At 40.1% G+C, this 25,166-nt stretch carries 26 protein-coding genes, 1 pseudogene and 2 riboswitches; of the genes and pseudogenes, 23 read left to right on the forward strand and 4 right to left on the reverse strand.

What is annotated here, in order from left to right; translation table 11 throughout:
• Positions 1-14 precede the first annotated feature (14 nt).
• From RCG25_RS05130 to RCG25_RS05140, 3 genes are read left to right on the forward strand one after another with little or no spacing between them, the layout of a single operon-like run.
• Entirely contained in the window at positions 15-833 is an 819-nt protein-coding gene (locus RCG25_RS05130) for an ABC transporter ATP-binding protein (RefSeq protein ID WP_308082611.1), read from the forward strand.
• Positions 826-1,620 (forward strand): siderophore-iron reductase FhuF, encoded by a 795-nt coding sequence (gene fhuF, locus RCG25_RS05135; RefSeq protein ID WP_308082612.1) that lies wholly within the window; start codon positions 826-828, stop codon positions 1,618-1,620. Before RCG25_RS05130 ends, fhuF begins: the two co-directional genes overlap by 8 nt.
• Positions 1,580-1,828: a YusU family protein gene (locus RCG25_RS05140; protein WP_308084100.1), complete on the forward strand. Its 249-nt coding sequence runs from the start codon at positions 1,580-1,582 to the stop codon at positions 1,826-1,828. Before fhuF ends, RCG25_RS05140 begins: the two co-directional genes overlap by 41 nt.
• A 198-nt stretch (positions 1,829-2,026) precedes the next feature.
• On the opposite strand, the gene RCG25_RS05145 is transcribed toward RCG25_RS05140, so the two are convergent.
• The 3 genes from RCG25_RS05145 to RCG25_RS05155 form a co-directional block, all read right to left on the reverse strand.
• A complete protein-coding gene (locus RCG25_RS05145) occupies positions 2,027-2,377 on the reverse strand; it encodes a spore coat protein (protein ID WP_308084101.1) in 351 nt (116 codons plus the stop codon).
• Positions 2,378-2,519: 142 nt separating this feature from the next.
• Complete coding sequence (locus RCG25_RS05150; RefSeq protein ID WP_308082613.1) at positions 2,520-2,798, reverse strand: hypothetical protein; 279 nt, start codon at positions 2,796-2,798, stop codon at positions 2,520-2,522.
• Between the two features lie 30 nt (positions 2,799-2,828).
• The gene (locus RCG25_RS05155) at positions 2,829-2,960 is read right to left on the reverse strand and encodes a YuzL family protein (protein WP_307285483.1); all 132 of its coding nucleotides are present in this window, start codon (positions 2,958-2,960) and stop codon (positions 2,829-2,831) included.
• A 208-nt stretch (positions 2,961-3,168) separates the two neighbouring features.
• Here RCG25_RS05155 and RCG25_RS05160 point away from each other — a divergent pair, with 208 nt between their 5' ends.
• The 8 genes from RCG25_RS05160 (at position 3,169) to RCG25_RS05195 (ending at position 10,844) form a co-directional block, all read left to right on the forward strand.
• Positions 3,169-5,553: a 3-hydroxyacyl-CoA dehydrogenase/enoyl-CoA hydratase family protein gene (locus RCG25_RS05160; protein ID WP_308082614.1), complete on the forward strand. Its 2,385-nt coding sequence runs from the start codon at positions 3,169-3,171 to the stop codon at positions 5,551-5,553.
• Between the two features lie 47 nt (positions 5,554-5,600).
• A complete protein-coding gene (locus RCG25_RS05165; protein ID WP_308082615.1) occupies positions 5,601-6,776 on the forward strand; it encodes an acetyl-CoA C-acetyltransferase in 1,176 nt (391 codons plus the stop codon).
• A gap of 64 nt (positions 6,777-6,840) precedes the next feature.
• Entirely contained in the window at positions 6,841-8,625 is a 1,785-nt protein-coding gene (locus tag RCG25_RS05170) for an acyl-CoA dehydrogenase FadE (protein ID WP_308082616.1), read from the forward strand.
• Between the two features lie 200 nt (positions 8,626-8,825).
• Entirely contained in the window at positions 8,826-9,182 is a 357-nt protein-coding gene (locus tag RCG25_RS05175; RefSeq protein ID WP_308082617.1) for an arsenate reductase family protein, read from the forward strand.
• An 83-nt stretch (positions 9,183-9,265) separates the two neighbouring features.
• Entirely contained in the window at positions 9,266-9,649 is a 384-nt protein-coding gene (gcvH, locus tag RCG25_RS05180) for a glycine cleavage system protein GcvH (protein ID WP_308082618.1), read from the forward strand.
• Between the two features lie 139 nt (positions 9,650-9,788).
• Positions 9,789-10,028 (forward strand): YusG family protein, encoded by a 240-nt coding sequence (locus RCG25_RS05185; protein WP_308082619.1) that lies wholly within the window; start codon positions 9,789-9,791, stop codon positions 10,026-10,028.
• Positions 10,029-10,175: 147 nt separating this feature from the next.
• Positions 10,176-10,532, forward strand: coding sequence for a toprim domain-containing protein (locus RCG25_RS05190; protein ID WP_308082620.1), 357 nt, complete (start codon positions 10,176-10,178; stop codon positions 10,530-10,532).
• 6 nt (positions 10,533-10,538) lie between these two features.
• Positions 10,539-10,844, forward strand: coding sequence for a thioredoxin family protein (locus RCG25_RS05195; RefSeq protein WP_308082621.1), 306 nt, complete (start codon positions 10,539-10,541; stop codon positions 10,842-10,844).
• A gap of 421 nt (positions 10,845-11,265) precedes the next feature.
• Here RCG25_RS05195 and RCG25_RS05200 read toward each other — a convergent pair whose 3' ends face one another.
• Positions 11,266-12,171 carry a nuclease-related domain-containing protein gene (locus RCG25_RS05200; protein WP_308082622.1) on the reverse strand — a complete coding sequence of 302 codons (906 nt, stop codon included), beginning with the start codon at positions 12,169-12,171 and terminating at the stop codon, positions 11,266-11,268.
• Between the two features lie 229 nt (positions 12,172-12,400).
• Between RCG25_RS05200 and RCG25_RS05205 the strand changes: the two genes are divergently transcribed.
• From RCG25_RS05205 to tnpB, 12 genes and pseudogenes are all read left to right on the forward strand, one after another.
• Positions 12,401-12,754: a hypothetical protein gene (locus tag RCG25_RS05205; protein ID WP_308082623.1), complete on the forward strand. Its 354-nt coding sequence runs from the start codon at positions 12,401-12,403 to the stop codon at positions 12,752-12,754.
• A gap of 76 nt (positions 12,755-12,830) precedes the next feature.
• Positions 12,831-12,933: riboswitch (SAM riboswitch) on the forward strand.
• A gap of 64 nt (positions 12,934-12,997) precedes the next feature.
• Positions 12,998-14,314, forward strand: a complete 1,317-nt coding sequence (locus RCG25_RS05210; protein ID WP_308082624.1) for an O-acetylhomoserine aminocarboxypropyltransferase/cysteine synthase family protein — start codon at positions 12,998-13,000, stop codon at positions 14,312-14,314.
• 136 nt (positions 14,315-14,450) lie between these two features.
• A riboswitch (SAM riboswitch) is annotated at positions 14,451-14,558 on the forward strand.
• A gap of 162 nt (positions 14,559-14,720) precedes the next feature.
• Positions 14,721-15,746 carry a methionine ABC transporter ATP-binding protein gene (locus RCG25_RS05215; protein ID WP_308082625.1) on the forward strand — a complete coding sequence of 342 codons (1,026 nt, stop codon included), beginning with the start codon at positions 14,721-14,723 and terminating at the stop codon, positions 15,744-15,746.
• Entirely contained in the window at positions 15,739-16,413 is a 675-nt protein-coding gene (locus RCG25_RS05220) for a methionine ABC transporter permease (RefSeq protein WP_308082626.1), read from the forward strand. The genes RCG25_RS05215 and RCG25_RS05220 overlap by 8 nt, the downstream gene beginning before the upstream one ends.
• Positions 16,414-16,433: 20 nt before the next feature.
• On the forward strand, positions 16,434-17,273 hold the full coding sequence (locus RCG25_RS05225) for a MetQ/NlpA family ABC transporter substrate-binding protein (protein WP_308082627.1): 840 nt from the start codon (positions 16,434-16,436) through the stop codon (positions 17,271-17,273).
• Positions 17,274-17,678: 405 nt separating this feature from the next.
• Positions 17,679-18,464: a Fe-S cluster assembly ATPase SufC gene (gene sufC / locus RCG25_RS05230; protein ID WP_308082628.1), complete on the forward strand. Its 786-nt coding sequence runs from the start codon at positions 17,679-17,681 to the stop codon at positions 18,462-18,464.
• Positions 18,465-18,485: 21 nt separating this feature from the next.
• Positions 18,486-19,796, forward strand: a complete 1,311-nt coding sequence (gene sufD, locus RCG25_RS05235; protein ID WP_308082629.1) for a Fe-S cluster assembly protein SufD — start codon at positions 18,486-18,488, stop codon at positions 19,794-19,796.
• Positions 19,796-21,025 (forward strand): cysteine desulfurase, encoded by a 1,230-nt coding sequence (locus RCG25_RS05240; protein WP_308082630.1) that lies wholly within the window; start codon positions 19,796-19,798, stop codon positions 21,023-21,025. The genes sufD and RCG25_RS05240 overlap by 1 nt, the downstream gene beginning before the upstream one ends.
• Positions 21,015-21,455, forward strand: coding sequence for a Fe-S cluster assembly sulfur transfer protein SufU (gene sufU, locus RCG25_RS05245; RefSeq protein ID WP_308082631.1), 441 nt, complete (start codon positions 21,015-21,017; stop codon positions 21,453-21,455). The genes RCG25_RS05240 and sufU overlap by 11 nt, the downstream gene beginning before the upstream one ends.
• 55 nt (positions 21,456-21,510) lie before the next feature.
• Positions 21,511-22,908 (forward strand): Fe-S cluster assembly protein SufB, encoded by a 1,398-nt coding sequence (sufB, locus tag RCG25_RS05250; RefSeq protein ID WP_308082632.1) that lies wholly within the window; start codon positions 21,511-21,513, stop codon positions 22,906-22,908.
• 81 nt (positions 22,909-22,989) lie between these two features.
• Positions 22,990-23,835, forward strand: a complete 846-nt coding sequence (locus tag RCG25_RS05255) for a DUF72 domain-containing protein (protein ID WP_308082633.1) — start codon at positions 22,990-22,992, stop codon at positions 23,833-23,835.
• A gap of 144 nt (positions 23,836-23,979) precedes the next feature.
• A pseudogene (gene tnpB / locus RCG25_RS05260) lies at positions 23,980-25,165 on the forward strand (IS200/IS605 family element RNA-guided endonuclease TnpB).
• Position 25,166: the final 1 nt, after the last annotated feature.

The following is a 25,166-nucleotide window of genomic DNA, read 5'->3' on the forward strand; positions in this document are numbered from 1 at the left end:
GAGCTGGCATGAGAATGAACGCGATTGAAACGAAGAATTTATCACTTTCATATGGAGAGACCCTCATTATTAATGAGTTGGATTTAAAAATTCCAAAGGGTGAGATCACCGTTTTTATTGGAGCAAACGGGTGCGGGAAATCTACCCTTCTTCGTTCGATCGCCCGTCTCTTGAAGCCAACTTCTGGCGGTGTGTTGCTCGAAGGAAAAGCCATCGCAAAGATTTCAACTAAGGAAATCGCCAAAAGGATGGCCATTTTACCTCAGTCTCCTTCCGCACCAGAAGGGCTAACCGTACTTCAACTCGTTAAACAGGGGCGCTACCCTCATCAAACTTGGTTAAAACAATGGTCGGAGGAAGATGAAAAAAAGGTCAATGAAGCCTTAAAGGCAACCCGTTTAGAGGAGTTAAAAGAAAGAACAGTAGACTCACTTTCAGGCGGACAAAGACAGCGTGCCTGGATTGCCATGACCTTAGCTCAGGATACAGATGTCATTCTTTTAGACGAACCAACCACTTACTTGGATATGACACATCAAATCGAAATTCTCGATTTACTGTTTGAATTAAATGAAAAGAAAAAGCGGACCGTTGTGATGGTCCTTCATGACCTTAACCTTGCCTGCCGTTATGCTCATAACGTGGTAGCTATTAAGGATAAAAAGGTGTATGCCCAGGGCAAGCCTGAGCATGTCATCAATTGTGGCCTTGTGAAAAATGTGTTTGGTATGGACTGTGAGGTCACGATGGATCCATTATTCGGAACACCATTATGCATTCCTTATGGCAGGGGAAGATGTATTATCGATAAGGCGGTGGCGATGAATGGATAAAGAGCTGACAGAAAATGAACTTCTTGTATTGGAGAAATACAGGTTGGGCAGTAAAAGTACGAATTCTTTTCCTATTGCCTCTCTGCTTGACGAGTCATTCCTTAAAGACTTTCTTGAAAAGTTAGCTCTGACCATTGGTGCACCTTCCACAAAGGTTGCCGCATCCATTTTTATCAAAAGATATGCTTTTTTAGCGGTAACGGTCCTTTATAGTATGAGTGTTTGGAATAAAAAGCTGAATGTATCGGTAGAAAATGTATCAATGGAATCTCCTGAACAGGGGAAAGCCTGGCTCCCGTCTTTTTCGTTGAAGGAGATGACTACACAGGATTGGAATGGAGAGGATCGCACTCTATGGCGTGATATTGTGCTCCGGGACCTTTTCGCCAATAACATTTATCCAATCATTATGGCATTAGAAAAAGCTGTTGGTATATCCAAGTTAATTCTGTGGGAAAATATTGCTGTTTACTTGTTTTGGCTCTATGAAAAAGAATTAAAAGAGAACGAGAATAGTAATGTAGCAGACGACTTCCGTTATTTGTTACTAGAAGCAGAAGGTTCTTTATTCGGCCAATATAACTTAAATCCCCTGCAACGCTATTATGCAGAAAAGACGTTTGTAGAAGAAATGGATGAAGAGATTCGTCTACGAAAAACGTGCTGTTTCTCTTATCAGCTTGCAGCAGGAAAACGCTGTAAAGTATGCCCATGTACGCATGTAACTAAGGATGGAAGGTGTCATGATGGAGAAAGTATTTGTTCAGCAGTTCGAAGCTTTGCTTGAGAAGTATAGTGAGCTTTTGGTTGGAGAATCCAACGAAGAGGTGAAGGAAAAAGTGAAGGCGTGGGCCTTGTATACGCATATTGCGAAGTCCATGCCTGCTTTAGCTAAGCATTGGAATGAACTGTACCCTGATGGGAAAGAAGAAATAAAACAGATAGTTGGCGAAATTAAGCAGATGAACGAAAAGCATCGGAAATCAGCTCAATAAGTACATAAAAAACCCGGAGGCGGCGCCTTCGGGTTTTAGCTTAAATAATAAAAATGTTTAAAATTCGACTTCGAGAATTGTCCAGCTCCAGCGCCTAGCCCCTCGGGTCAAATAACCTTCTGCAATAAAAGTCAAAGAACGACTTTTTTGCAGAAGAACATTTGCCTGTCGGGGCTGACCAAGGCGCTTGCGCTTTTCTTATTGCATAGTGGTATTGCCGCCGCCATGCTGTGGCAACTGGTTTGTATAACCTTGGAACTGCTGGTACGATTGCTGAAGCTTTTGTTGATCGGCAGCTTCAATTGCATACCAGCCTTTTCTAAACATAAGGTCGTAAAGGTCGCGCTGACATTGTTGTGTTTCAGTGAAAATCTGCATAACATCCTGATACAAGCCTTCGTGGCTAGCTTCATGCAGAGCCATAGTGTAAGCCGTAGTCATATATTTTTCCGTAGACAGGATATCATTAATAAAATCACGATCGTTCATTTGTGGAGTTTTTGGCACCTGTGATTCAGGGTTTTGAATTTTTTGTTGGCTTTGGTTCATCATCAGATTCCTCCTTTTTTGTCTAGCTCCAGCGCCTAGCCCCTCGGGTCAAATAACCTTCGGCAATAAAAGTCAAAAGGCGGACTTTTCTTGCCAAAGAACATTTGCCTGTCGGGGCTGACCAAGGCGATTCCGCTTTTCGTTATTGCATGTTGTTAAGTGGCTGTTGCTGGCCTGAATGCATGCCTAGGTGGCCTAGAAGTTGTTGGTAGTGACGCTCATGCATTTGGCAAACCTTTTCTGCTTCCGCTTTAATCTCAGGGTCTTGGCACTGTCCGGCAAAGAAGTGTGCTTTCTTCGCAGAGAGTAAATTCCATGACATCATATCGGTTAAATAAAGAGCATCCTTCGTCGATACTACACCTGGAGGCTGTTGCATGGTCGCTTGTTGATTTTGCATGTTCATATTTTGTTGCTGCATAGAGAATCCTCCTTGTTCTTTGGATTTTAATTACCTTTTGAACTGATTGTTCTGGCTGTTTTTTTTGTCTAGGTGGGCCTCTTCATTTCCTGGCCCGCCATTTCCCTTGACACTAGCCGCACTAACTCCAGCTTTGGAAGGGTTCTTTTTCATTTTCGCCATCTTTATCACCTCAAGAATAGGATGCCCAGTGCTTAGAAATTATGTAAGAGGAGACAAATGTTCAAAAAAATTTCAAATTTCCGCTATTATCGATTGCACAAATTTTCGAAATATTTTATTATAAATAATAACAAAGCTCATTCAGAAATATTTTTTTTGACTAAAAAATGAATGAGTATTCATTCAAAGTTTGAAGGGGGAGACAGTGTTGAACCAATTAATTAAGAAAGCAGCTGTCCTAGGATCAGGAGTTATGGGCTCAGGGATTGCAGCACATCTAGCGAATATCGGAATTCCTACACTATTATTGGATATCGTGCCACGTGAATTAACGAAAGAGGAAGAAGCTAAAGGACTTACATTACAAAATAAACAAGTTCGCAACCGAATCAGTGCGACCGCTATTCAAAAGCTATTAAAGCAAAAGCCGGCCCCACTGACCTCCAAGAAAAATCTTGCTCTCATTGAAGCAGGAAACCTTGAAGACGATTTAGTGAAATTGAAAGATGTCGACTGGGTTATCGAGGTAGTCGTTGAAAACTTAAAGGTAAAACAGCAGGTTTTTGAAAAAGTGGATCAATTCCGTAAACCTGGAAGTATCATTAGTTCTAATACATCAGGTATCTCTGTCGAGGCGATGGTTGAAGGCCGCTCAGAAGATTTCCAAAAGCATTTCTTAGGAACACATTTCTTTAATCCACCTCGTTATTTAAAATTACTCGAAGTTATTCCAACTCAGTACACGGATCCAGAAATTCTTTCCTTTATGAAAACTTTCGGTGAGGATGTACTTGGAAAAGGCGTGGTAGTGGCAAAGGATACGCCTAACTTTATTGCAAACCGCATTGGTACGTACGGTCTTCTAGTTACGGTTCAAGAAATGTTAAAAGGCGGCTTAAGTGTTGGAGAAGTTGATTCCATCACAGGTCCGCTGATTGGCCGTGCGAAGAGTGCAACATTCCGTACATTGGATGTAGTTGGATTAGATACCTTCTATCATGTTGCCAACAACGTCTATGAGAAAGTGGATGGCCATGAGAAAGAAGTGTTTGAAATTCCTACTTTTCTTAAGGCGATGGTGGAAAAAGGCTGGCTTGGCAGCAAGTCCGGACAAGGGTTTTTCTTGAAAAAAGGAAAAGAAATTCTTGAGCTTGATCCAAGCACATTGGAATATGGACCGCGTAAAAAGCTGACAACTCCATCTGTTGAATTGGCAAAACAGGAAAAAGGCTCAGGGAATAAATTGAAAGCGCTTGTTTACGCCAATGATAAGGCGGGGCAATTTTTATGGAATACGACCAAGCAATCGCTTCTTTACTCAGCAAAGCTATTAGGTGAAATTGCTGATGATATCGTAGCCATTGATCGTGCCATGAAATGGGGATTTGGCTGGGATAAAGGACCGTTTGAGACATGGGATGCAATTGGTGTTGAAAAATCAGTTAAAAAGATGCAGGAAGAAGGAATGGAAGTACCTGATTGGGTGACGGAGATGCTTGAAAAAGGCTTTACCTCCTTCTATATCGAGGAAAACGGTGAATCCTTCTTCTATCATAAGGGTCAATATCGTTTAGTAGAATTTAATCCGAAGGTAATTGACCTTAAAAAGATTAAAAACCAAAAAGGTGTCATTAAGAAGAACAGTGGCGCGAGCCTAATTGACATTGGCGACGGTGTGGCACTCCTAGAGTTCCATTCACCGAATAATGCCATTGGTCTTGATATCGTTCAAATGATCAATTTTGCTGTGGATGAGGTGGAGAAGAATTATAAGGGCCTTGTCATCGGTAACCAAGGAAAGAACTTCTGTGTCGGTGCGAACCTCGCCATGATGCTGATGGAAGCACAGGATGACAATATCTATGAGCTTGATTTAGTGGTCCGTCACCTCCATAGCGCATTATTAAAAGTGAAATACAGCTCGAAGCCAGTGGTGGCAGCACCATTTGGTATGACACTTGGCGGCGGTGCAGAGGTTTGTCTGCCAACGGCACATATTCAAGCATCATCAGAAACCTATATGGGGCTTGTTGAAGTCGGTGTCGGCCTGCTTCCAGGCGGCGGTGGAAACAAAGAGCTTTATATTAAGCACTTAGAAAATCTTCCAAGCGGTGTTCCGTTTGATTTGCAAAACGTCGCTAACAAAGTGTTTGAAACGATTGCAATGGCAAAGGTTTCTACATCCGCTGAAGAAGCACGCGAAACGAATTTCTTAGACGGATCTGATGGCATCAGCTTTAATGGGGATCACCTATTGTATGATGCGAAGCAAGCCGTTCTTGCCTTACATGAGCAGGGCTATAAGCCAAGAGTACGTAAAAAGGTTCCCGTAGTCGGTGAAACCGGTTATGCAACACTTTTACTGGGTGCAGAAGCGATGCGCTTATCTGGCTATATTTCCGAGCATGATTTGAAAATTGCTAAGAAGGTTGCCTATGTGATCGCCGGTGGCAGAGTGCCATTTGGAACGGAAGTAGATGAGCAATATTTATTAGATTTAGAAAGAGAAGCATTCTTAAGTCTAATTGCAGAGCCAAAATCACAACAACGTATGCAGCACATGCTTGTAAAAGGAAAACCTCTACGTAACTAATAATAGATTTTTATTTTTCTAATTCGATAGAAAGCGAGGGAACTTGCATGAGAGAAGCGGTAATCGTGGCAGGAGCCAGAACCCCGGTAGGTAAGGCAAAGAAAGGAACGCTTGCCCATGTTCGTCCTGATGATTTGGGAGCATTGGTGGTAAAAGAAACATTAAGACGTGCAGGAAACTATGAAGGAAATATTGATGATTTAATCATTGGCTGTGCTATGCCTGAAGCAGAACAAGGGAATAACATGGCTCGTAATATCGGTGCACTTGCAGGGCTTTCACATACGGTCCCTGCTATCACAATCAATCGCTTCTGTTCTTCGGGGCTACAAGCGGTTGCCTATGCAGCACAAGGAATTATGACAGGGCAAATTGACACAGCTATTGCAGGTGGAGCCGAATCAATGAGCATGATTCCCATGATGGGACATGTGGTTCGGCCGAATATTAAACTAGCCGAAACGGCACCGCAATATTACATGGGAATGGGCCATACAGCAGAAGAAGTAGCAAAGAAATATGGCATCAGCCGTGAAGACCAAGATGCTTTTGCGGTAAGAAGTCATCAGCGGGCAGCCAAAGCGATTGCAGAAGGAAAATTTGTCGATGAAATCGTACCAGTTGATGTGACCATTCGTACTGTTGGACATGACAATAAACTAGTTGAAAAAACAATCCAATTTTCACAAGATGAGGGCGTTCGTCCAGATACAAACTTAGAAACATTAGGTAAACTTCGTCCTGCCTTTTCTGTTACAGGAACGGTAACGGCAGGTAATGCGTCGCAAACAAGTGACGGAGCAGCTGCATTGATGGTCATGGACCGTGAAAAAGCGGAAGCACTTGGTTTGAAGCCACTAGCAAAATTCAGATCGTTTGCAGTTGGAGGCGTGCCACCTGAAATTATGGGTGTCGGCCCAGTGGTAGCTATTCCAAAAGCAGTGAAGCTAGCTGGATTAGAATTATCCGATATTAACTTGTTTGAATTGAATGAAGCGTTTGCTTCACAGTCGCTTCAGGTAATTAGAGAATTAGGTCTTAACGAAGAAATTGTGAACGTAAATGGTGGTGCGATTGCCCTTGGACACCCACTAGGATGTACGGGTGCAAAACTAACACTCTCACTTATTCATGAATTAAAACGCAGGAACGAGCAATTCGGTGTAGTTACCATGTGTATCGGCGGCGGTATGGGTGCTGCCGGAGTATTTGAACTTTTGTAATCAAGACGCACCAGGGGTAAGCGGGACTTAGCCCCTGGCTAATTAAAGTCTAGGAGGAATAGAGATGGCAAATCAAACAGAAAAGATTATTAAAGGCGGAAGCTTTTTAATTGAGGATGTTTCTTATAATCAAGTATTTACACCGGAAGATTTTTCAGATGAGCACAAAATGATTGCTAAAACAGCAGAAGACTTTGTGGAAAACAAAGTACTACCACAAATTGAACACTTAGAAAACCATGAGTTTGATCGTACGGTAAAGCTTCTAAAGGAAATGGGGGAGCTTGGTCTTTTAGCAGCTGACGTACCAGAAGAATTTGATGGTCTAGGTCTAGATAAAATTACTTCTTCATTAATTACTGAAAAAATGTCTAGGGCTGGCGGATTCTCACTTTCTTATGGTGCCCACGTTGGTATTGGGTCCTTGCCAATTGTATTATTCGGTAACGATGACCAAAAGGGCAGATATTTACCTGGCCTTGCATCAGGTGAAATGCTGGCTGCCTACGCATTAACTGAGCCAGGATCAGGTTCTGATGCCCTTGGTGCTAAAACAACAGCGAAGCTTAATGCTGAAGGCACACACTATATCTTAAACGGTGAAAAACAATGGATTACAAACGCAGGCTTTGCAGATGTATTCGTCGTGTATGCAAAGGTGGATGGTGAACACTTCACTGCATTCATCGTTGAAAGAAACTTCCCAGGCGTTTCAACTGGCGCTGAAGAGAAGAAAATGGGGATCAAGAGTTCTTCCACTCGTACTCTTATTTTAGAAGATGTTCCTGTACCAGTTGAAAACCTATTAGGTGATTTTGGTAAGGGCCACGTCATTGCCTTTAATATCTTAAATATCGGCCGCTATAAATTAGCTGTTGGCGGTGTAGGCGGATCGAAGAGTGCCTTTGAAATGACTGTAAAGTATGCAAATGGCCGTAAGCAGTTTAAAACGCCAATCGCTCAGTTCAACTTAACAAAAGAGAAATTTGGTACAATGGCATCCAAAATTTATGCAGCAGAAAGTGCTGTTTACCGTACAATCGGATTATATGAGGATAACCAAGGTAAGCTGACCGATGAGGAAGCGAAAGACATTAAAAAGGTGGCCAATTCAATTGCAGAGTATGCGATTGAGTGTTCATTAAACAAATTTTTTAACAGTGAAGTGTTAGATTATGTCGTTGATGAAGGCGTTCAAATTCATGGCGGATATGGTTTCATGCAAGAGTACCCAATCGAGAGAGCATACCGTGATTCTCGTATTAACCGCATTTTCGAAGGTACAAACGAAATCAACCGTTTGTTAGTATTAGGCACGTATCTGCGTAAAGCTATGAAGGGTGAGCTTCCATTATTCCAAAAAGCAATGGCACTTCAAGAAGAACTTATGATGCTTATGCCTGAGGAGCCAGGTGATGAGCCGTTAGCACAAGAAAAATATTTGGTGAAAAATGCGAAGAAAATTGGTTTGCTTGCAGCTGGTTTAGCCGCACAAAAATACGGCAAGGCGATTGAAAAAGAACAAGAAATATTCGTAAACATTGCTGATATTGTTTCTAATGCGTATGCTATGGAATCTGTCGTATTACGTACAGAAAAAGCAATCGCTAAAGATGGAGTGGAGAAGAGCAAACAAAAGCTTCTTTACACACAAATTTTCTGCCAAGAAGCATTTAATAAAATCGAAGCAGATGCGAAAGAAACATTGGTGGCCGTTGAACACGGTGATACTCTTCGCATGATGTTATCATCTCTTCGCAAGTTTACTCGCCACACGCCAATTAACGTGATTGCGAAAAAGCGTGAAGCAGCAGACGCGCTTATCGAAGCAGAACGCTATATCGTTTAAAATGAAATCAGGGCTCCCTTTTTCTCAAGGGGGCTATTTATTTTTTAAAATTATATTTAGATAAAGAAGGAGTATTTACGAAATTAGTCGAATTTTTATTTGGAACATATTTTTTGCATTAGGATTTTGAAAAACGTTATGATAATATTCAAATGACGTGATTATGTCATTGAATGAAGTGGGAAAAGGCGGTGAAACTTATGTCGATGACTTTTTACTGGTATCCAAAATGCGGCACATGTCGAAACGCTAAGAAATGGCTGGATGCCCATCAACTTTCCTATGAAGAAGTACATATTGTGGAACATCCCCCAAGTCGTGAGAAACTGCAGGATCTTTATCAAAAAAGCGGACTAGAACTTAAAAAATTCTTTAATACGAGCGGTATGAAGTATCGTGAATTAGGTATAAAGGATAAGATGAAGTCAGCAACGGACGAAGAGCTGCTAGACCTACTTGCTTCCGATGGGATGTTAATCAAACGGCCGATTTTAACGGATGGCGAACGAGTCACCGTAGGCTTTAAAGAAGAAGAGTATGAAAAAATGTGGCAATAAGCCTGCTCTTCCTTTCCTGACTCATGGTAATCGATTTTATTCGATGATAGATTTTAGAAAAAACAATGGAGGGATTTAAGCGAATGAGTACACCAAAAGAGTTACGTTATTCAGAAGAACATGAATGGGTAAAAGTTGAAGGGGAAAAGGTGCGCGTTGGTATCACTGACTTTGCACAGCATGAATTAGGAGATATCGTATTCGTAGAACTACCTGAAGTTGGTACTGAAGTATCAGCTGACGAGCCATTCGGAAGCGTTGAATCTGTTAAAACAGTTTCTGAGCTATATGCTCCTGTAAGCGGAAAAGTGGTAGAAGTAAACGAAGACTTAAATGACAGTCCTGAATTTGTAAATGAATCTCCATATGAAAAAGCATGGATGATTGTCATCGAACTTTCTGACAGCAGCGAAGTAGATAAGCTAATGACTGCTGAACAGTACGAAGAAATGGTTAAAGAAGACTAATCATCATCATTAGAAAAGCACCTTTTAGGGTGCTTTTTCTGTTAATAATATAGGGGTTCCTCTTTTTTATAATAATTTCCACGATTTCTTCTACTAAAGTGGGGAAACTAAACGTAAATATATTAAAGAGGGTGGACATATGTCATTGAAACAACAAAAGGTAGACGTTACTGATCGTGTAGTAGGGAAAATTAAAAATGGTGAGATTGAACTGTTCTTAGAATCATCCTCTATCGGAAAAATTAAACTACCTGAAAATATGCAGTATGACCTAGAGCATCACTTTGAGGCTGACCAACAAAAGATATACCAGCATGTTACGGTTACCGATCAACCTGATGCGAAATATACCGATTGTGATGAAGGTGGATGGTGTTAACTCCTACGTTGTAGCCGTCGTGAGTATGAGCAAATACCTATTTTTAAGATGACAATAATGATATAGTTAACATACTAAGAAGAAGACACACGTAATCAAAATTTTAGAATATGTTAACATAAACAACTTCTATTACAGGTGATGGATATGAATGATTCGTATGTTGACAAAGTTCTTATTGTCGAAGGAAAGTCAGATAAAAATAAGGTAAAAAGTATTGTAAAGGAACCGGTTGAAATCATTTGTACGAATGGAACCATCAGTGTTTCGAGACTCGATGAATTAATCGAGTTTCTTGAGGATAAGGATGTCTATATTCTTGTTGATGCAGATAAAGCAGGTGAAAAGCTTCGTAAGCAATTTAAGCGGGAATTTCCACATGCTGAGCATATATATATTGATCGGATGTATCGCGAGGTCGCAACGGCACCAGTACAGCATTTGGCGACTGTGCTTTTAGGGGCGAACATCGATGTGCATACTGAGTTTTTAGAAATGGGATAACGAAAAATGAACGAATGGAACCAAAATGATTTTGTTGATTTCCTTGAAAATAAGTCAACAGGACTAATCTATTTTTATACACCACTTTGTGGTACGTGCCAGCTCGCTTCCAAGATGCTGCAGGTGGTCGAAGAGTTGGTAGATAGGCCAATGGGAAAAATGAACTTAAATTTTTATCCACAATTGGCGAAGGATTTAGCGATTGAAAGTGTACCCTGTCTGTTAATCGTGAGAGACGGAAAGGTAGTAGAAATGCTGTATGCATTTCATTCTGTTCCGTTTTTGTTGGATAAAATTAAGAGTTATATTTAGTGGAGCAGATACCTCGGGGTGTCTGCTTTTTACTTCCGATATGGGGAATGTGAGCAAATACATTGGGACTCTACAGCCTCATAGAACCCAAATGAGCAAGTATCGGGATTGTGAAAGGGTCACAAATCCCGTAGCCTTTAAAAAGACCAAGTATGGGAATTGTGAAGGGCTCACAAATCCCGTAGACTCCTAAAAAGAGCGAGTATGGGAATTGTGAAGGGCTCACAAATCCCGTAGACTCCTAAAAAGAGCGAGTATGGGAATTGTGAAGGGCTCACAAATCCTGTAGCCTCTAAAAAGAGCGAGTATGGGAATTGTGAAAGGTTCACAAATCCCGATGTCCCCGAAAAAGAGGAAAGATCATAACCCCCGTAATATCAGCATACCCTTTGCTATTATTAGTTCTGTGGAAAAACTAATTCTATTTAATAAAAATAAATTCTTTCTTTCCAACAGCATCACAATTCTTCTTCAAAACCCTTAAAAAAGTCTTCTTTGAATCCAACACTTGAAACCAATCATGAATCACATTGGTTGTTATTTTTTCATTTGGAAATAGTAAACTAAATTCATTTACTCCCCTCAATATAGAGCTGTCAAGACCTTCTGTATAACCGCAAACATCACAAACTAATTTTTTGCCTAAAACAGTAACGTTAAAGGAATGGCATAAACAACAATTTATTCCTTTCTTAACAGAATGCAAATCATAAGGGGGAATCTTGTCCTTTTTAAAATCAGTTTGGTGCATAGAAACTAATTGGTCAGCTAACCTTTTGTGGTGGTCTTTTAATGTCGAAGGATGATTGTTCAATTTTTTCATAAATTGATTAAGCTGATTTGGATAAATAATAGGTTTGTCTAGGGGAGCCTGATATAAATAAAACTCGGGGTTAATAAAAACTACATACGCTTTAATGGGGATTCGATACCCAAGATTTTGGAGAAGCTGCCGGAGTAAGGATTCACTTCTTTCAATTTGTAGTAAAGCGTTTGTAATTTCTTTCTTGTAAATGGTATAGAACCTACCTGATTCATAATAATAATCACCTTCATAATTCTTTACTTCGAAAAGATAAATTGGGTCTTGAGTAACTATTAAAGAATCTATTTGGAATTTCGCACCACTGGTCTCCAGCAATAAATCGTTTAGTATAAAACTTTTACAGCTCAACTTTTCTGTCAATAAATCAAACACAACTTCACCCTCATATCCCTTTTCGAGGTTGTGATATGATTGTTTGTATTTATCTTCTAGAGTCATTCGTTGGGAAAGTAATTTAAGAATTATTAATTCCATCGATTCACACCGCTCTTTATAAGCCATAATCCACATCCTTTCAAAATAGAAAACCACATCCTACCATTTTCAGTTTAATTAAAAAGCCACTCCAAATGTGTGACCAATTACCGACATTTCATAAACCCTAAGTATCCGACATATTTCTCAGGAAAATTATGACCATTAGCCCAAATATTGTCGAGCGATTATAAAAGGAATTCCGCTCCTATTGCTGAATAGTTTAGATATAAGAGTATAGACCGGAGTGGTAAAAATGATAGAGGAAATCCAAAAATTTCTTGTGAAAATGCAACAACAGGAGCATGTGTATCCTTTAATTCGTCAGGCAGAAGTCCATGTAAACCTTCGTTGCGACCAGCAACTGGTCCAGTTAGTGATAAAAAATGGGGCAGTGTTTATTCTCCAAAATCCATCTGAGCATCAAGTGGCCTATGAAATTAGAGGTAGCGATTTGTCAATGAAACAACTAGTTGAAGGAGCGGCAAGGCTGCGAGTACTAGAACAAAAAGAAGAAATAAAAGTAGATGCACCGTTAAGAATTAGCCTATTACTGGAGTCCCTTTTTTACCTAACAAAAGCACAGGAAGATTTTGCAAACATCATTTAAAATACATTGACTTCTAAAGGGACATCATGTAATATATTGTTTAAATATTCTATTAATTAAAACAACCACATAAACATTCTTATCTAGAGTGGCGGAGGGACTGGCCCTTTGAAGCCCGGCAACCGGTTTATACACGGTGCTAAATCCAGCAGAGCATAAAAAGCTCTGAAAGATAAGAAGAGAGCCCCCTCTTCTTATGAAGCGGGGGTTTTTGTTTATGTTGTTAAGGGAGGAGCTAGGAAAATGGGAGAAAATCAAAAGAAATATCGTTTTGAAACCTTGAGTGTTCATGGAGGATTGGCTCCAGATCCAGTAACAGGAGCGCGTGCCGTTCCCATCTATCAAAACAATGCCTATCAATTCAAAAACACTGAACATGCAGCAAACCTATTTAGTTTAGCAGAACCAGGGTACATATACACCCGTATTCATAATCCTACTACAACCGTATTTGAAGAGAGAGTAGCCCTGCTAGAAGGCGGTGTCGGAGCCCTGGCCGTTGCTAGTGGTATGGCAGCAATTACCCTCGCCATTCTGAATGTGGCTGAGGCAGGAGATGAGATTGTTGCTGCTTCCAACCTCTATGGTGGAACCTATAATTTATTCGCAGTGACCCTTCCAAAGTACGGAATTAACGTTAAATTTGTCGACTCGGAAAATCCGGAGAACTTCAGAGCAGCGATTACTCCAAAAACAAAGGCTGTCTTTGCAGAAACAATCGGGAACCCAAGCTTACGTGTGTTAGACATTGAAAAAGTGGCTGATATTGCACACGAGGCAGGTGTCCCATTAATTATCGACAATACCTTTGCGACACCATACTTATGCAGACCAATTGAGTACGGGGCAGACATTGTTGTTCACTCGGCAACAAAGTGGTTATTAGGTAATGGGACATCAACGGGCGGCATAATTGTTGATGGTGGGAAGTTTGACTGGAACTCTTCTAGATTCCCTGGCTTTACGACTCCGGATGCAAGCTACCATGATCTTGTCTATGCAGAAGCATTGGGCGCTGTAGCGTATATTGTAAAGGCACGTGTACAGTTATTGCGTGATCTCGGTCCGGCACTGAGCCCGCAAAATTCATTCCAATTTACACTAGGCCTTGAAACCCTGCATGTTCGGATGAAAGAGCATGTAGCCAATACGAAAACGATTGTGGACTATTTATTAAACCACCCAGCAGTAGAATGGGTATCCTATCCGGGGCATCCATCACATCCGGACTATGAATTAGCGAAAAAATATTTACCTAAAGGTGCAGGGTCCATGGTTGTTTTTGGAATTAAAGGTGGGAAGGAAGCAGGAGCGAAGCTCATTGATTCTCTATCCTTATGGGCACATGTGGCCAATGTTGGCGATTCAAAAAGTCTAATCATTCACCCAGCTAGTACTACCCATCAACAATTAGATGCAGAGGGGTTGAAGGCAGCAGGTGTATCAGAAGATTTAATCCGTCTCTCTATTGGGATTGAAAATGTTGAAGACTTAATTGATGATCTCGAATCTGCGATTGAGACAGCAACGGGATTGGCATCTGTCAAAGCAAATGCCTAAAATTTACCTCATCCAATAAGTAAGAATTAATAGATTTTTTTATTGACACCCTTTTTTATCCATGATACGATAGCTTTCGTACTAAAATAACTACTTAAACTGACTAACGTGTTAATTGAATATAGAATGCTGTAAGCTCTTATCAAGAGAGGTGGAGGGATGTGCCCGATGAAGCCCGGCAACCGTCAATGTTACATTGAAATGGTGCCAATTCACACAAAGCGTTTGCTTTGGGAGATGGGAGAAAGGTCTATTTTACTAATGCCTTTCTGCCCGTGCAGAAAGGCATTTTATTTTTCTAAAATAGAATCTTTTCAGGGGTACAGTCAAATTCTATAAGTAAATGTCAGGTTATAGTAGATACTTTCTGAATTTTAGGTAAATAGGATAGAAGCGGGTGATTCAAATGATTTCAATAAAAAACGTCCGTAAGATTTTTCCTTCCAAACAAGGCCAGCTAAAAGCGGTCGATGACGTGAATTTAGAAATTCAAGAGGGGGAAATTTTCGGAGTCATCGGATATAGTGGTGCCGGAAAAAGTACGTTAATTCGAATGCTTAATGGGTTGGAGCTACCAACCGATGGATCAGTCACAGTGGCTGGTCGTGTCATTTCAAAGATTAAGGGCAGTGAGCTTCGTAAAGCACGTCAAGAAATCAGTATGATCTTTCAACATTTCAACTTACTTTGGTCAAGAACAGTAAGTGAAAATATTGCTTTTCCACTGGAAATTGCAGGTATAAAGGGACCGGAAAGACAGAAAAGAGTCAATGAGCTCATCAAACTCGTCGGCCTTGAGGGACGTGAAAACGCCTATCCCTCTCAATTGAGTGGGGGACAAAAGCAGCGGGTAGGGATTGCGAGAGCCCTTGCTAATAATCCAAAGGTTTTACTTTGTGATGAAGCAACTTCAGCACTGGACCCTCAGACAACCGATTCCATTTTGGATTTATTAGTCGATATCAATAAGCGACTAGGTCTGACCATTGTGTTGATTACACATGAAATGCATGTTATTCGAAAAATTTGCCATCGGGTTGCCGTCATGGAAAGCGGCCGTGTAGTTGAGCTTGGTTCCGTTTTGGATGTGTTCCGTAATCCGCAGCAGCAAATCACGAAGCGATTTGTTCAACAGGTGACAGAGCCTGAAGAAACAAAAGAAACAGCGGAACATTTGCTGGCACGGTATCATTCTGGTCAGGTCGTTCAATTGACTTTCATTGGCGAGTCAGCTGAGCAGCCGCTCATCTCAAATTTAATCAGACACCATGAGGTTACAGTAAATATTCTGCAGGGGAAAATTTCGCAAACACAAAGTGGTTCATATGGAACTCTCTTTATTCATCTTGATGGTGACGAAAAAGAAGTAAACAAAGCCATAGACTTTATTCGTTCCCAGCAGGTTGGTTTGGAGGTGGTAACAAATGAATAATAGTGGAAAATATTTTGAAAATGTCGATTGGCTCATGATGTGGGACGCAACGAAAGACACCGTTTATATGACAGCCATTTCGGTTCTCGTTACCTTTATCTTGGGGACAATCTTAGGTTTACTTCTTTTCCTAACAACGAAAGGTAATATGTGGGAGAATAAACCGATTAATACGATTATTAGTGGAATAGTTAATATTTTTCGTTCCATTCCGTTCATCATTTTAATTGTATTATTAATCCCGTTCACCACCTTCTTATTAGGAACGATGATTGGAGAAGATGCGGCCTTGCCGGCACTGATTATTGGGGCTGCCCCTTTTTATGCAAGGATGGTGGAGATTGGTCTTCGAGAGATTAATAAAGGAGTCATTGAAGCCGCTAAGTCAATGGGAGCAACAACAAGCACGATCATTTGGAAGGTGCTACTACCAGAATCCATGCCAGCGCTCATTTCCGGTATTACCGTTACAGCTATTGCTCTTGTGGGTTACACAGCAATGGCAGGAGCGATTGGTGCAGGTGGATTAGGAAACCTTGCCTACAACTATGGTTTCCAACGAAATCAAAATGACGTCACATTTGTCGCTACCGTCATTATTTTAATTATTGTGTTTATCATTCAGTTAATTGGTGATCTCATCACTTCAAAATTAGATAAAAGATAAAAATAAAAGGAGAGTTCAACATGAAAAAATGGTTATCCGTTTTACTAGCTTTAACATTAGCCCTAGCTCTTGCAGCTTGCGGTAAATCAGAAGAAAAATCTGAGGGTACTTCAGAAAAGGGTGGCACTACTAAATTAGTAGTTGGGGCTTCAACTGTGCCACACGCTGAAATTTTAGAACAAGCAAAACCGTTATTAAAAGAAAAAGGAATCGACCTTGAAATCACAACTTTCACTGACTATGTTTTACCAAACAAAGCATTGGCTTCAAAAGAATTAGATGCAAACTACTTCCAGCACATCCCTTACTTAGAATCACAAAACAAAGAATTTAACTACGGATTTGTTAACGCTGGCGGTATTCACATCGAGCCAATCGGTGTCTATTCTAAAAAATATAAAAAGTTAAGTGACCTTCCAAAGGGTGCTCACTTAATCATGAGTAACTCTGTAGCTGACCATGGCCGCCTACTTTCATTACTAGAAGCACAAGGCTTAATCAAGTTAAAAGAAGGCATTGATAAAACAAAAGCAGAATTAAAAGACGTTGTAGAAAATCCAAAGAACCTAAAATTTGATGCAAACTATGAAGCGAAGCTTTTACCACAGATCTTCAATAATGGTGAAGGTGATGCAGTATTGATCAACTCTAACTACGCAATTGATGCAGGATTAAACCCAGTGAAGGATTCTATTGCAATTGAAGACAAAGAATCACCATATGTAAACGTCATTGCCGTTCGTAAAGGTGACGAAAATAAAGACGCAATCAAAGCTCTTGTAGAAGTCCTTCATTCAAAAGAAATCCAAGACTTCATCCTTGAAAAATACAAAGGTGCAGTTGTACCTGTTTCTGAATAAAAAACGATTACCATATAAATAAGAAGAAAATAGTAAAAGTCAGTGAGCTATTCACTGGCTTTTGCTATTTCTGAAGTCATACATGAAACGTTAGAATTGGGTAAAAATAGAAGAGATATACACCCAAATTCACTTGGCAAAAGTTGAAAAAATAAGGTATGATTTTAACCGAGTGTATTTTTACATATATGGGTTCAAGAATTTTTTTATCAGAAAATTCTTTAAAAAGCACTTCTTATTCTCAATTAGCAATTACTTAATGAAAATAGGGGTACTGTTTTTACTGTTTTAGAGTTGCTAATACATTTCATTTGTTATAAGATTGTAATGAGAATAAAATGAGAATAGAGTTATAGACCTAACACGGTCTGCAAGATACAACACTTTCTTTTCGGAGGTATAGATATGGCTGGATCAACTTTAACGATTAAAGATTTACATGTAGGAATTGATGGGAAAGAAATTTTAAAAGGTGTTAACCTTGAAGTGAAAGGTGGAGAAATCCACGCAATTATGGGACCTAACGGAACTGGTAAATCCACTTTATCATCTGCAATCATGGGTCACCCTAAATATGAAGTAACTAGTGGTAACATTACTTTAGATGGACAAAATGTCCTTGAAATGGAAGTAGATGAGCGCGCTCGTGCAGGTCTATTCCTAGCAATGCAATATCCAAGTGAAATCAACGGCGTAACCAATGCCGATTTTTTACGTTCAGCATTAAATAGTCGCCTAGGTGAAGGTAATGAAATTTCATTAATGAAATTCATCCGTAAGATGGATAAGCAAATGGAATTCCTTGAAATGGACCTTGATATGGCGCAACGCTACTTAAATGAAGGTTTCTCTGGTGGAGAGAAAAAGCGTAATGAAATCTTACAATTAATGATGTTAGAACCAAAAATTGCGATCCTGGATGAAATTGACTCAGGGCTAGATATTGACGCATTAAAAGTTGTGTCAAAAGGAATCAATGAAATGCGAGGCGAAGAATTCGGATGCCTAGTTATTACTCACTATCAACGTCTTTTAGACTATATCACTCCTGACTATGTGCACGTTATGATGCAGGGTCGTATTGTGAAATCAGGCGGGCCAGAGTTAGCACAACGCTTAGAAGCAGAAGGATATGACTGGATCAAGCAAGAGCTTGGAATTGAAGATGAAACAGTTGGGCAAGAAGCGTAAGATAGTGTTAGGAGGATTACAATGACAACAGAAACAAAATTACCATTTGATAAGGGTTTTGTAAGCTCCTTTTCGAAAGAAATGAACGAGCCTGCTTGGTTTGAAGAGTTCCGTCTCAAAGCATTAGAGAGTTTTGAACAACTGCCAATGCCAAGACCTGATAAAACAAAAATAGATAAATGGAATTTCACTCAGTTCAATCAACATACTGTTAAAAGTGCTGCTTATTCTTCTCTTGATGAATTACCGGAGGAAGTAAAAGCTTTAGTTGATTTGGAAGCAGATGATAAGAATCTATATATACAACGTAATCAAACTCCTGCTTTTTTATCTTTATCAGAAGATCTAAAAAGTAAGGGTGTTATCTTTACAGACATTTTCACAGCAGCTAGAGAGCATGGCGAGCTTTTGAAAAAGTATTATATGACACAAGCAATTAATGCTGACGAACACCGTCTCACTGCCCTTCATACGGCACTTGTGAACGGTGGAGTCTTCTTATATGTTCCAAAGAACGTAGTCATCTCTCAACCTATTCAAGCGGTTTACGTTCACGACCACGCGGAAGCTAATCTTTTTAACCATGTTATCGTGGTAGCAGAAGATAACAGCTCTGTCACATATGTTGAAAACTATATTTCAACGATTGAAGATTCTAATTCTGTGGTAAACATTCTTTCAGAGGTTATCGCAAATAACAATGCGAAGGTTGTATATGGTGCAGTAGATTACCTTGCAAAAGGAACAACTACCTATGTGAACCGTCGCGGTGTTGCTGGAAGAGATGCACGTATTGAGTGGGCGTTAGGGTTAATGAACGAAGGAAACACTATTTCTGAGAACACAACCAACCTAATTGGTGATGGTTCCTATGGTGATACAAAAACAGTTGTCGTTGGACGTGGAGAGCAAACACAAAACTTTACGACAAAGGTTGTTCACTTTGGGAAAAATAGCGAAGGGTACATCCTAAAGCATGGTGTTATGAAGGATAGTGCAACTTCCATCTTTAATGGGATTGGAAAAATCGAGCATGGCGCTTCTAAATCAAATGCCGAGCAAGAATCACGCGTATTAATGCTTAGCGAAAAAGCGCGCGGAGATGCTAACCCAATTCTTTTAATAGATGAAGATGATGTAACAGCAGGTCACGCTGCATCTGTCGGCCGAGTGGATAAAGTGCAACTTTACTACTTAATGAGCCGCGGAATTCCAAAGCAAGAAGCAGAGCGCTTAATCATTCATGGCTTCCTTGCACCGGTTGTTAACCAGCTTCCGATAGAAGGAGTAAAGAAACAACTGACTGAAGTGATCGAAAGGAAAGTACGCTAATGAATATCCAGGATATTCGCAAACAGTTTCCGATCCTAGACCAAGAAGTGAACGGCAATCCGTTGGTGTATTTAGATAGTTCTGCTACATCACAAAAGCCGCTTCAAGTGATCGAGGCAGTTGATAAATATTACCGTGAAATCAATTCCAATGTCCATCGTGGTGTGCATACTTTAGGAACAAGAGCTACTGATGCGTACGAAGGGGCAAGAGAAAAGGTTCGCAAATTTATCAATGCTAAATCGATTCAGGAAGTTATTTTTACAAGAGGAACAACGACTTCTATTAATACTGTGGCAGCAAGCTATGCTGCCGCTAATCTTAAAGAAGGCGATGAAATCGTTATAACTTATATGGAGCACCACAGCAATATTATCCCATGGCAGCAAGTGGCCAGACGGACAGGTGCCCAGTTAAAATACATTCCTCTCCAAGAGGATGGAACCATCTCACTTGATGATGTACGTGCAACCATTACAGCGAACACAAAGGTTGTTTCTGTGATGCAAGTATCAAATGTACTTGGCGTTATTAATCCGGTGAAAGAAATTGCACAAATCGCCCATGAAAATGGGGCAATTATGGTAGTAGATGGTGCGCAGAGTGCTCCGCATATGAAAATTGATGTTCAGGATTTGGATTGCGATTTCCTTGCATTCTCTGGACACAAAATGTGCGCTCCTACTGGTATCGGCGTTCTTTATGGAAAGAAACATTTACTAGAAAACATGGAGCCGATTGAATTTGGCGGTGAAATGATTGATTTCGTGCAATTGCAGGAATCAACGTGGAAAGAGCTTCCGTGGAAATTCGAAGGCGGAACACCTATAATTGCAGGTGCGATTGGTCTAGGAGCTGCCATCGACTTTTTAACTGAAATAGGCTTAGAGAATATTGCTGAGCACGAACATAAGCTTGCTGCTTATGCGTTAGATAAAATGTCTGCAGTTGAAGGTATGACGATTTATGGCCCGCTTGATGCGGCGAAACGCGCAGGTCTCATAACATTTAATTTAACAGACGTACATCCACACGATGTAGCAACCGTATTAGATGCAGAAGGTATTGCTGTCCGTGCGGGACATCATTGTGCACAGCCGTTGATGAGGTGGCTTAAGGCTTCAGCAACTGCTCGTGCTAGCTTCTATTTATATAATACTGAAGAGGATATTGATAAACTCGTTGAAGGGCTTGTCAAAACAAAGGAGTATTTCAGCGATGTCTTCTAATAATTTAGATTCACTTTACCGTCAAGTCATTATGGATCATTATAAAAATCCTCGAAACCGTGGTGTGTTGGAGGATGGAAGCCATACGATTAACATGAATAACCCTACATGTGGAGACCGCATTCAATTGAGCCTTAAGGTGGAAAATGGAATTGTGGTTGATGCAAAGCAAGAAGGGGAAGGCTGTTCGATTTCCATGTCATCGGCTTCGATGATGACTCAAGCAATTAAAGGGAAAAAGATCGATGAGGCTTTAAAAATGTCACAAATCTTCTCTGATATGATGCAAGGGAAAGAGTATGATGAAGACCTTGATTTAGGTGATATTGAGGCCCTCCAAGGGGTTGCCAAGTTTCCAGCCCGCATTAAATGTGCCACGTTAGCGTGGAAGGCAATGGAAAAAGGATTGAAAGAAGATGAAAAAGAATAGGATGAAATAGGGCATTTTTAGGCCTTATTCGTTTAAGAAATGGAGGAATAAGACGATGGCGAAAAAAATGCCAGAAATCGGTGATTATAAATATGGTTTTGCCGATAAAGACGTTTCCATATTCCGATCAAAACGCGGTTTAACAGATGATATAGTAAAAGAAATTTCTAAGTTGAAGAACGAACCCCAATGGATGTTAGACTTCCGTTTGAAATCGCTTGAGCATTTTTACAAAATGCCAATGCCACAATGGGGCGGCGATATGGCTTCTTTAAACTTTGATGAAATTACGTATTATGTAAAACCATCGGAGAAATCTGAGAAGTCATGGGATGAAGTACCTGAAGAAATCAAGGCTACTTTTGATAAACTAGGAATTCCTGAAGCAGAGCAAAAGTACCTTGCTGGGGTATCTGCACAGTATGAATCTGAAGTTGTTTATCACAACATGAAGGTAGAACTAGAAGAATTAGGAATCGTCTTTAAAGATACCGATTCCGCTTTAAGAGAAAATGAAGATATTTTCCGGGAACACTTTGGAAAAACAATTCCGCCAACAGATAACAAGTTTGCTGCACTTAACTCTGCCGTATGGTCAGGGGGCTCATTTATCTATGTACCACCAGGTGTGAAAGTGGATACTCCTTTACAGGCTTACTTCCGCATTAACTCTGAAAACATGGGTCAGTTTGAACGTACCTTAATCATCGTAGATGAAGGTGCACACGTGCATTACGTTGAGGGTTGTACTGCACCAGTCTATACAACTAACTCCCTGCACAGTGCAGTGGTTGAGATTGTTATTAAAAAAGATGCTTATTGCCGTTACACAACCATTCAAAACTGGGCTAACAACGTGTTCAACCTAGTTACCAAGCGTGCAGTTTGTGAAGCAAACGCAACAATGGAATGGATTGACGGAAATATCGGTTCTAAGTTAACAATGAAATACCCAGCCGTTATTTTAAAAGGTGAAGGTGCTCGTGGTTTGACTTTATCTATTGCGATTGCAGGTAAAGGTCAGCATCAGGATGCTGGAGCAAAAATGATTCATTTAGCACCAAACACATCTTCAACAATCGTTTCCAAGTCCATTTCTAAGCACGGCGGTAAAGTAACCTACCGTGGTCAGGTGCACTTCGGACGTAAGGCAGATGGTGCCCGTTCTAATATCGAATGTGATACATTAATTATGGATAACAAGTCGACATCAGATACCATTCCTTACAATGAGATATTAAACGATAACATTTCACTTGAGCACGAAGCCAAGGTTTCTAAAGTATCAGAAGAGCAGCTTTTCTACTTGATGAGCCGTGGTATTTCTGAACAAGAAGCTACTGAAATGATCGTTATGGGCTTCATCGAGCCATTTACAAAGGAATTACCAATGGAATATGCCGTTGAAATGAACCGTCTGATTAAGTTTGAGATGGAAGGTTCCATCGGTTAATATTTTTACTAAAGAAACCCGCCCGCTGGCTATAGCTGGCGGGTTTTTGTATGCTATTATTAATAACTGGGGGTGAACGAATTGATTTATATCGGTGTCACAGGCTGGGGAGACCATGACAGCTTATATTCAAGTGGAACTTCCTCAAGGGACAAATTAAAGCACTATGCGGGCCATTTTCCAATTGTAGAGGTAGACTCTGCATTTTATGCAATTCAGCCCAAACGAAATGCAGAAAAGTGGGTGCAAGAAACGCCAGGAAGCTTTCAGTTTATCGTAAAAGCCTACCAAGGTATGACGGGGCATATGCGTGGAGAAATTCCCTTTGAAAGCAAACAAGCGATGTTTCTTGCATTTAAAGACTCCTTACAGCCATACATAGAAAAAAGTAAACTAGCCATGGTCCTGTTTCAATTCCCACCGTGGTTTAGTTGTAAACGTGAAAATGTTGAATACTTACGATGGTGTAAACAAGAAATGGAAGAGGTCCCTTGTGCATTAGAGTTCAGGCACCAATCCTGGTTTGCTCCCCCTTATATACAAAAAACGCTTGATTTTATGAAACAGGAAAACTGGATCCATAGTATTTGTGACGAACCACAGTCTGGTGAAGGTTCTATTCCCACCGTTTTAACGGCTGTAGACCATCAAAGGGTTCTGGTGAGATTCCATGGCCGCAATGTTCATGGCTGGCAAAAGAGGAATGCAGAAAATTGGCGTGAGGTACGCTATCTGTATCGATATAACCAGAAAGAATTAGAGGAATGGCGCGAGTCGATAGTAAAGCTCTCGGAAGAGACTGAACATGTCTATCTTTTGTTTAATAACAACTCTGGCGGAGATGCAGCGGATAATGCGAAGGATATGATGAATCTTTTAGACATAGAATACGAAGGACTAGCCCCAAGGCAATTGGATTTATTTTAATTCCGACAGAATACCCCTTCCTCAAGGAATATGAAGGGCGAAGCCCAATGAGTAGGGAGGGGATGAATGTCGGTTAGCGATAGCCAAAACTTTCCTCTTATGCCATAATAAGAACAAACGTTCCTGTTAGGTGAGGTGAATTAAATGCTAGTAAACAAGGCATACAAGTTCCGCATCTACCCAAACAAAAAACAAATTGAACTGATTAACAAAACCTTTGGCTGTTCAAGATTTGTATTCAATTTTTTTCTTGGCAAACAAAAAGAAAAAGATGCTTACTGGTATATCGTCGAAGAAATGGTGCAAAAAGGTCAGTTCCCAGCGAATAATTGGAAAGGCAAATTCTTAAACAAATATGAAACAGTGAAATCACTTCCTGAACTAAAAAAACACTATTCATTTTTGAAAGAAGTCGATAGTATTGCTTTGCAAAAATCAGTAGAATGTCTAGCTGATTCATATGATCACTACTATAAAAAACAAAATAAACAACCTCGATTTAAGTCGAAAAAAAATCCAGTGCAATCTTATACAACAAAACATACAAACGGAAATATAGATGTCGTAGACAACTATATTAAATTTCCAAAACTAGGGAACGTTCGTTTTGCGAAAAGTCGTGAAGTTAAAGGAAGAATTTTAAATGCAACTATTAGACGAAATCCTTCTGGTAAATACTTTGTTTCTCTATCGACTGAAACAGAGGTATCGGAATTACCAAAACGAATTCCGCTATTGGTATTGATGTAGGGCTTAAAGAGTTTGCCATTCTTTCTAATGGAATCACATATTCGAACCCTAAATTCTTCCGCACCTTAGAAGAAAAATTAGCAAAGGCACAACGAATCATGAGCAGACGAACCGTTGGCGGTGCAAATTGGTACAAAGCCAAATTCAAAGTAGCACGTATTCATGAAAGAATTGCGAATGCACGTAAAGATTACTTAGATAAAATCTCCACCGAGATTGTCAAAAACCACGACGTCATCGGTATGGAAGACTTGTCAGTAAGTAACATGTTGAAGAATCACCATCTTGCCAAAGGGATCAGCGAAGTATCATGGTCACAATTCAAAGGCATGATTGAATACAAAGCGAAATGGTACGGTAGACAAGTCATAACTGTTTCAAAAAACTTCGCTAGTAGTCAGCTTTGTTCTTGTTGTGGCTACAAAAACAAAGAGGTTAAAAATCTCGGATTACGTGAATGGGATTGCCCTAAATGCCTTACCCATCATAATCGAGATAGTAACGCAAGTATAAACATAAAGAATGAAGCCATTAGACTTCTAACCATAGGGACTATGGGGATCGCCTAATCAATAACTAGT

Source organism: Neobacillus sp. PS2-9, from assembly GCF_030915525.1.
Classification (GTDB): Bacteria; Bacillota; Bacilli; order Bacillales; family Cytobacillaceae; genus Neobacillus.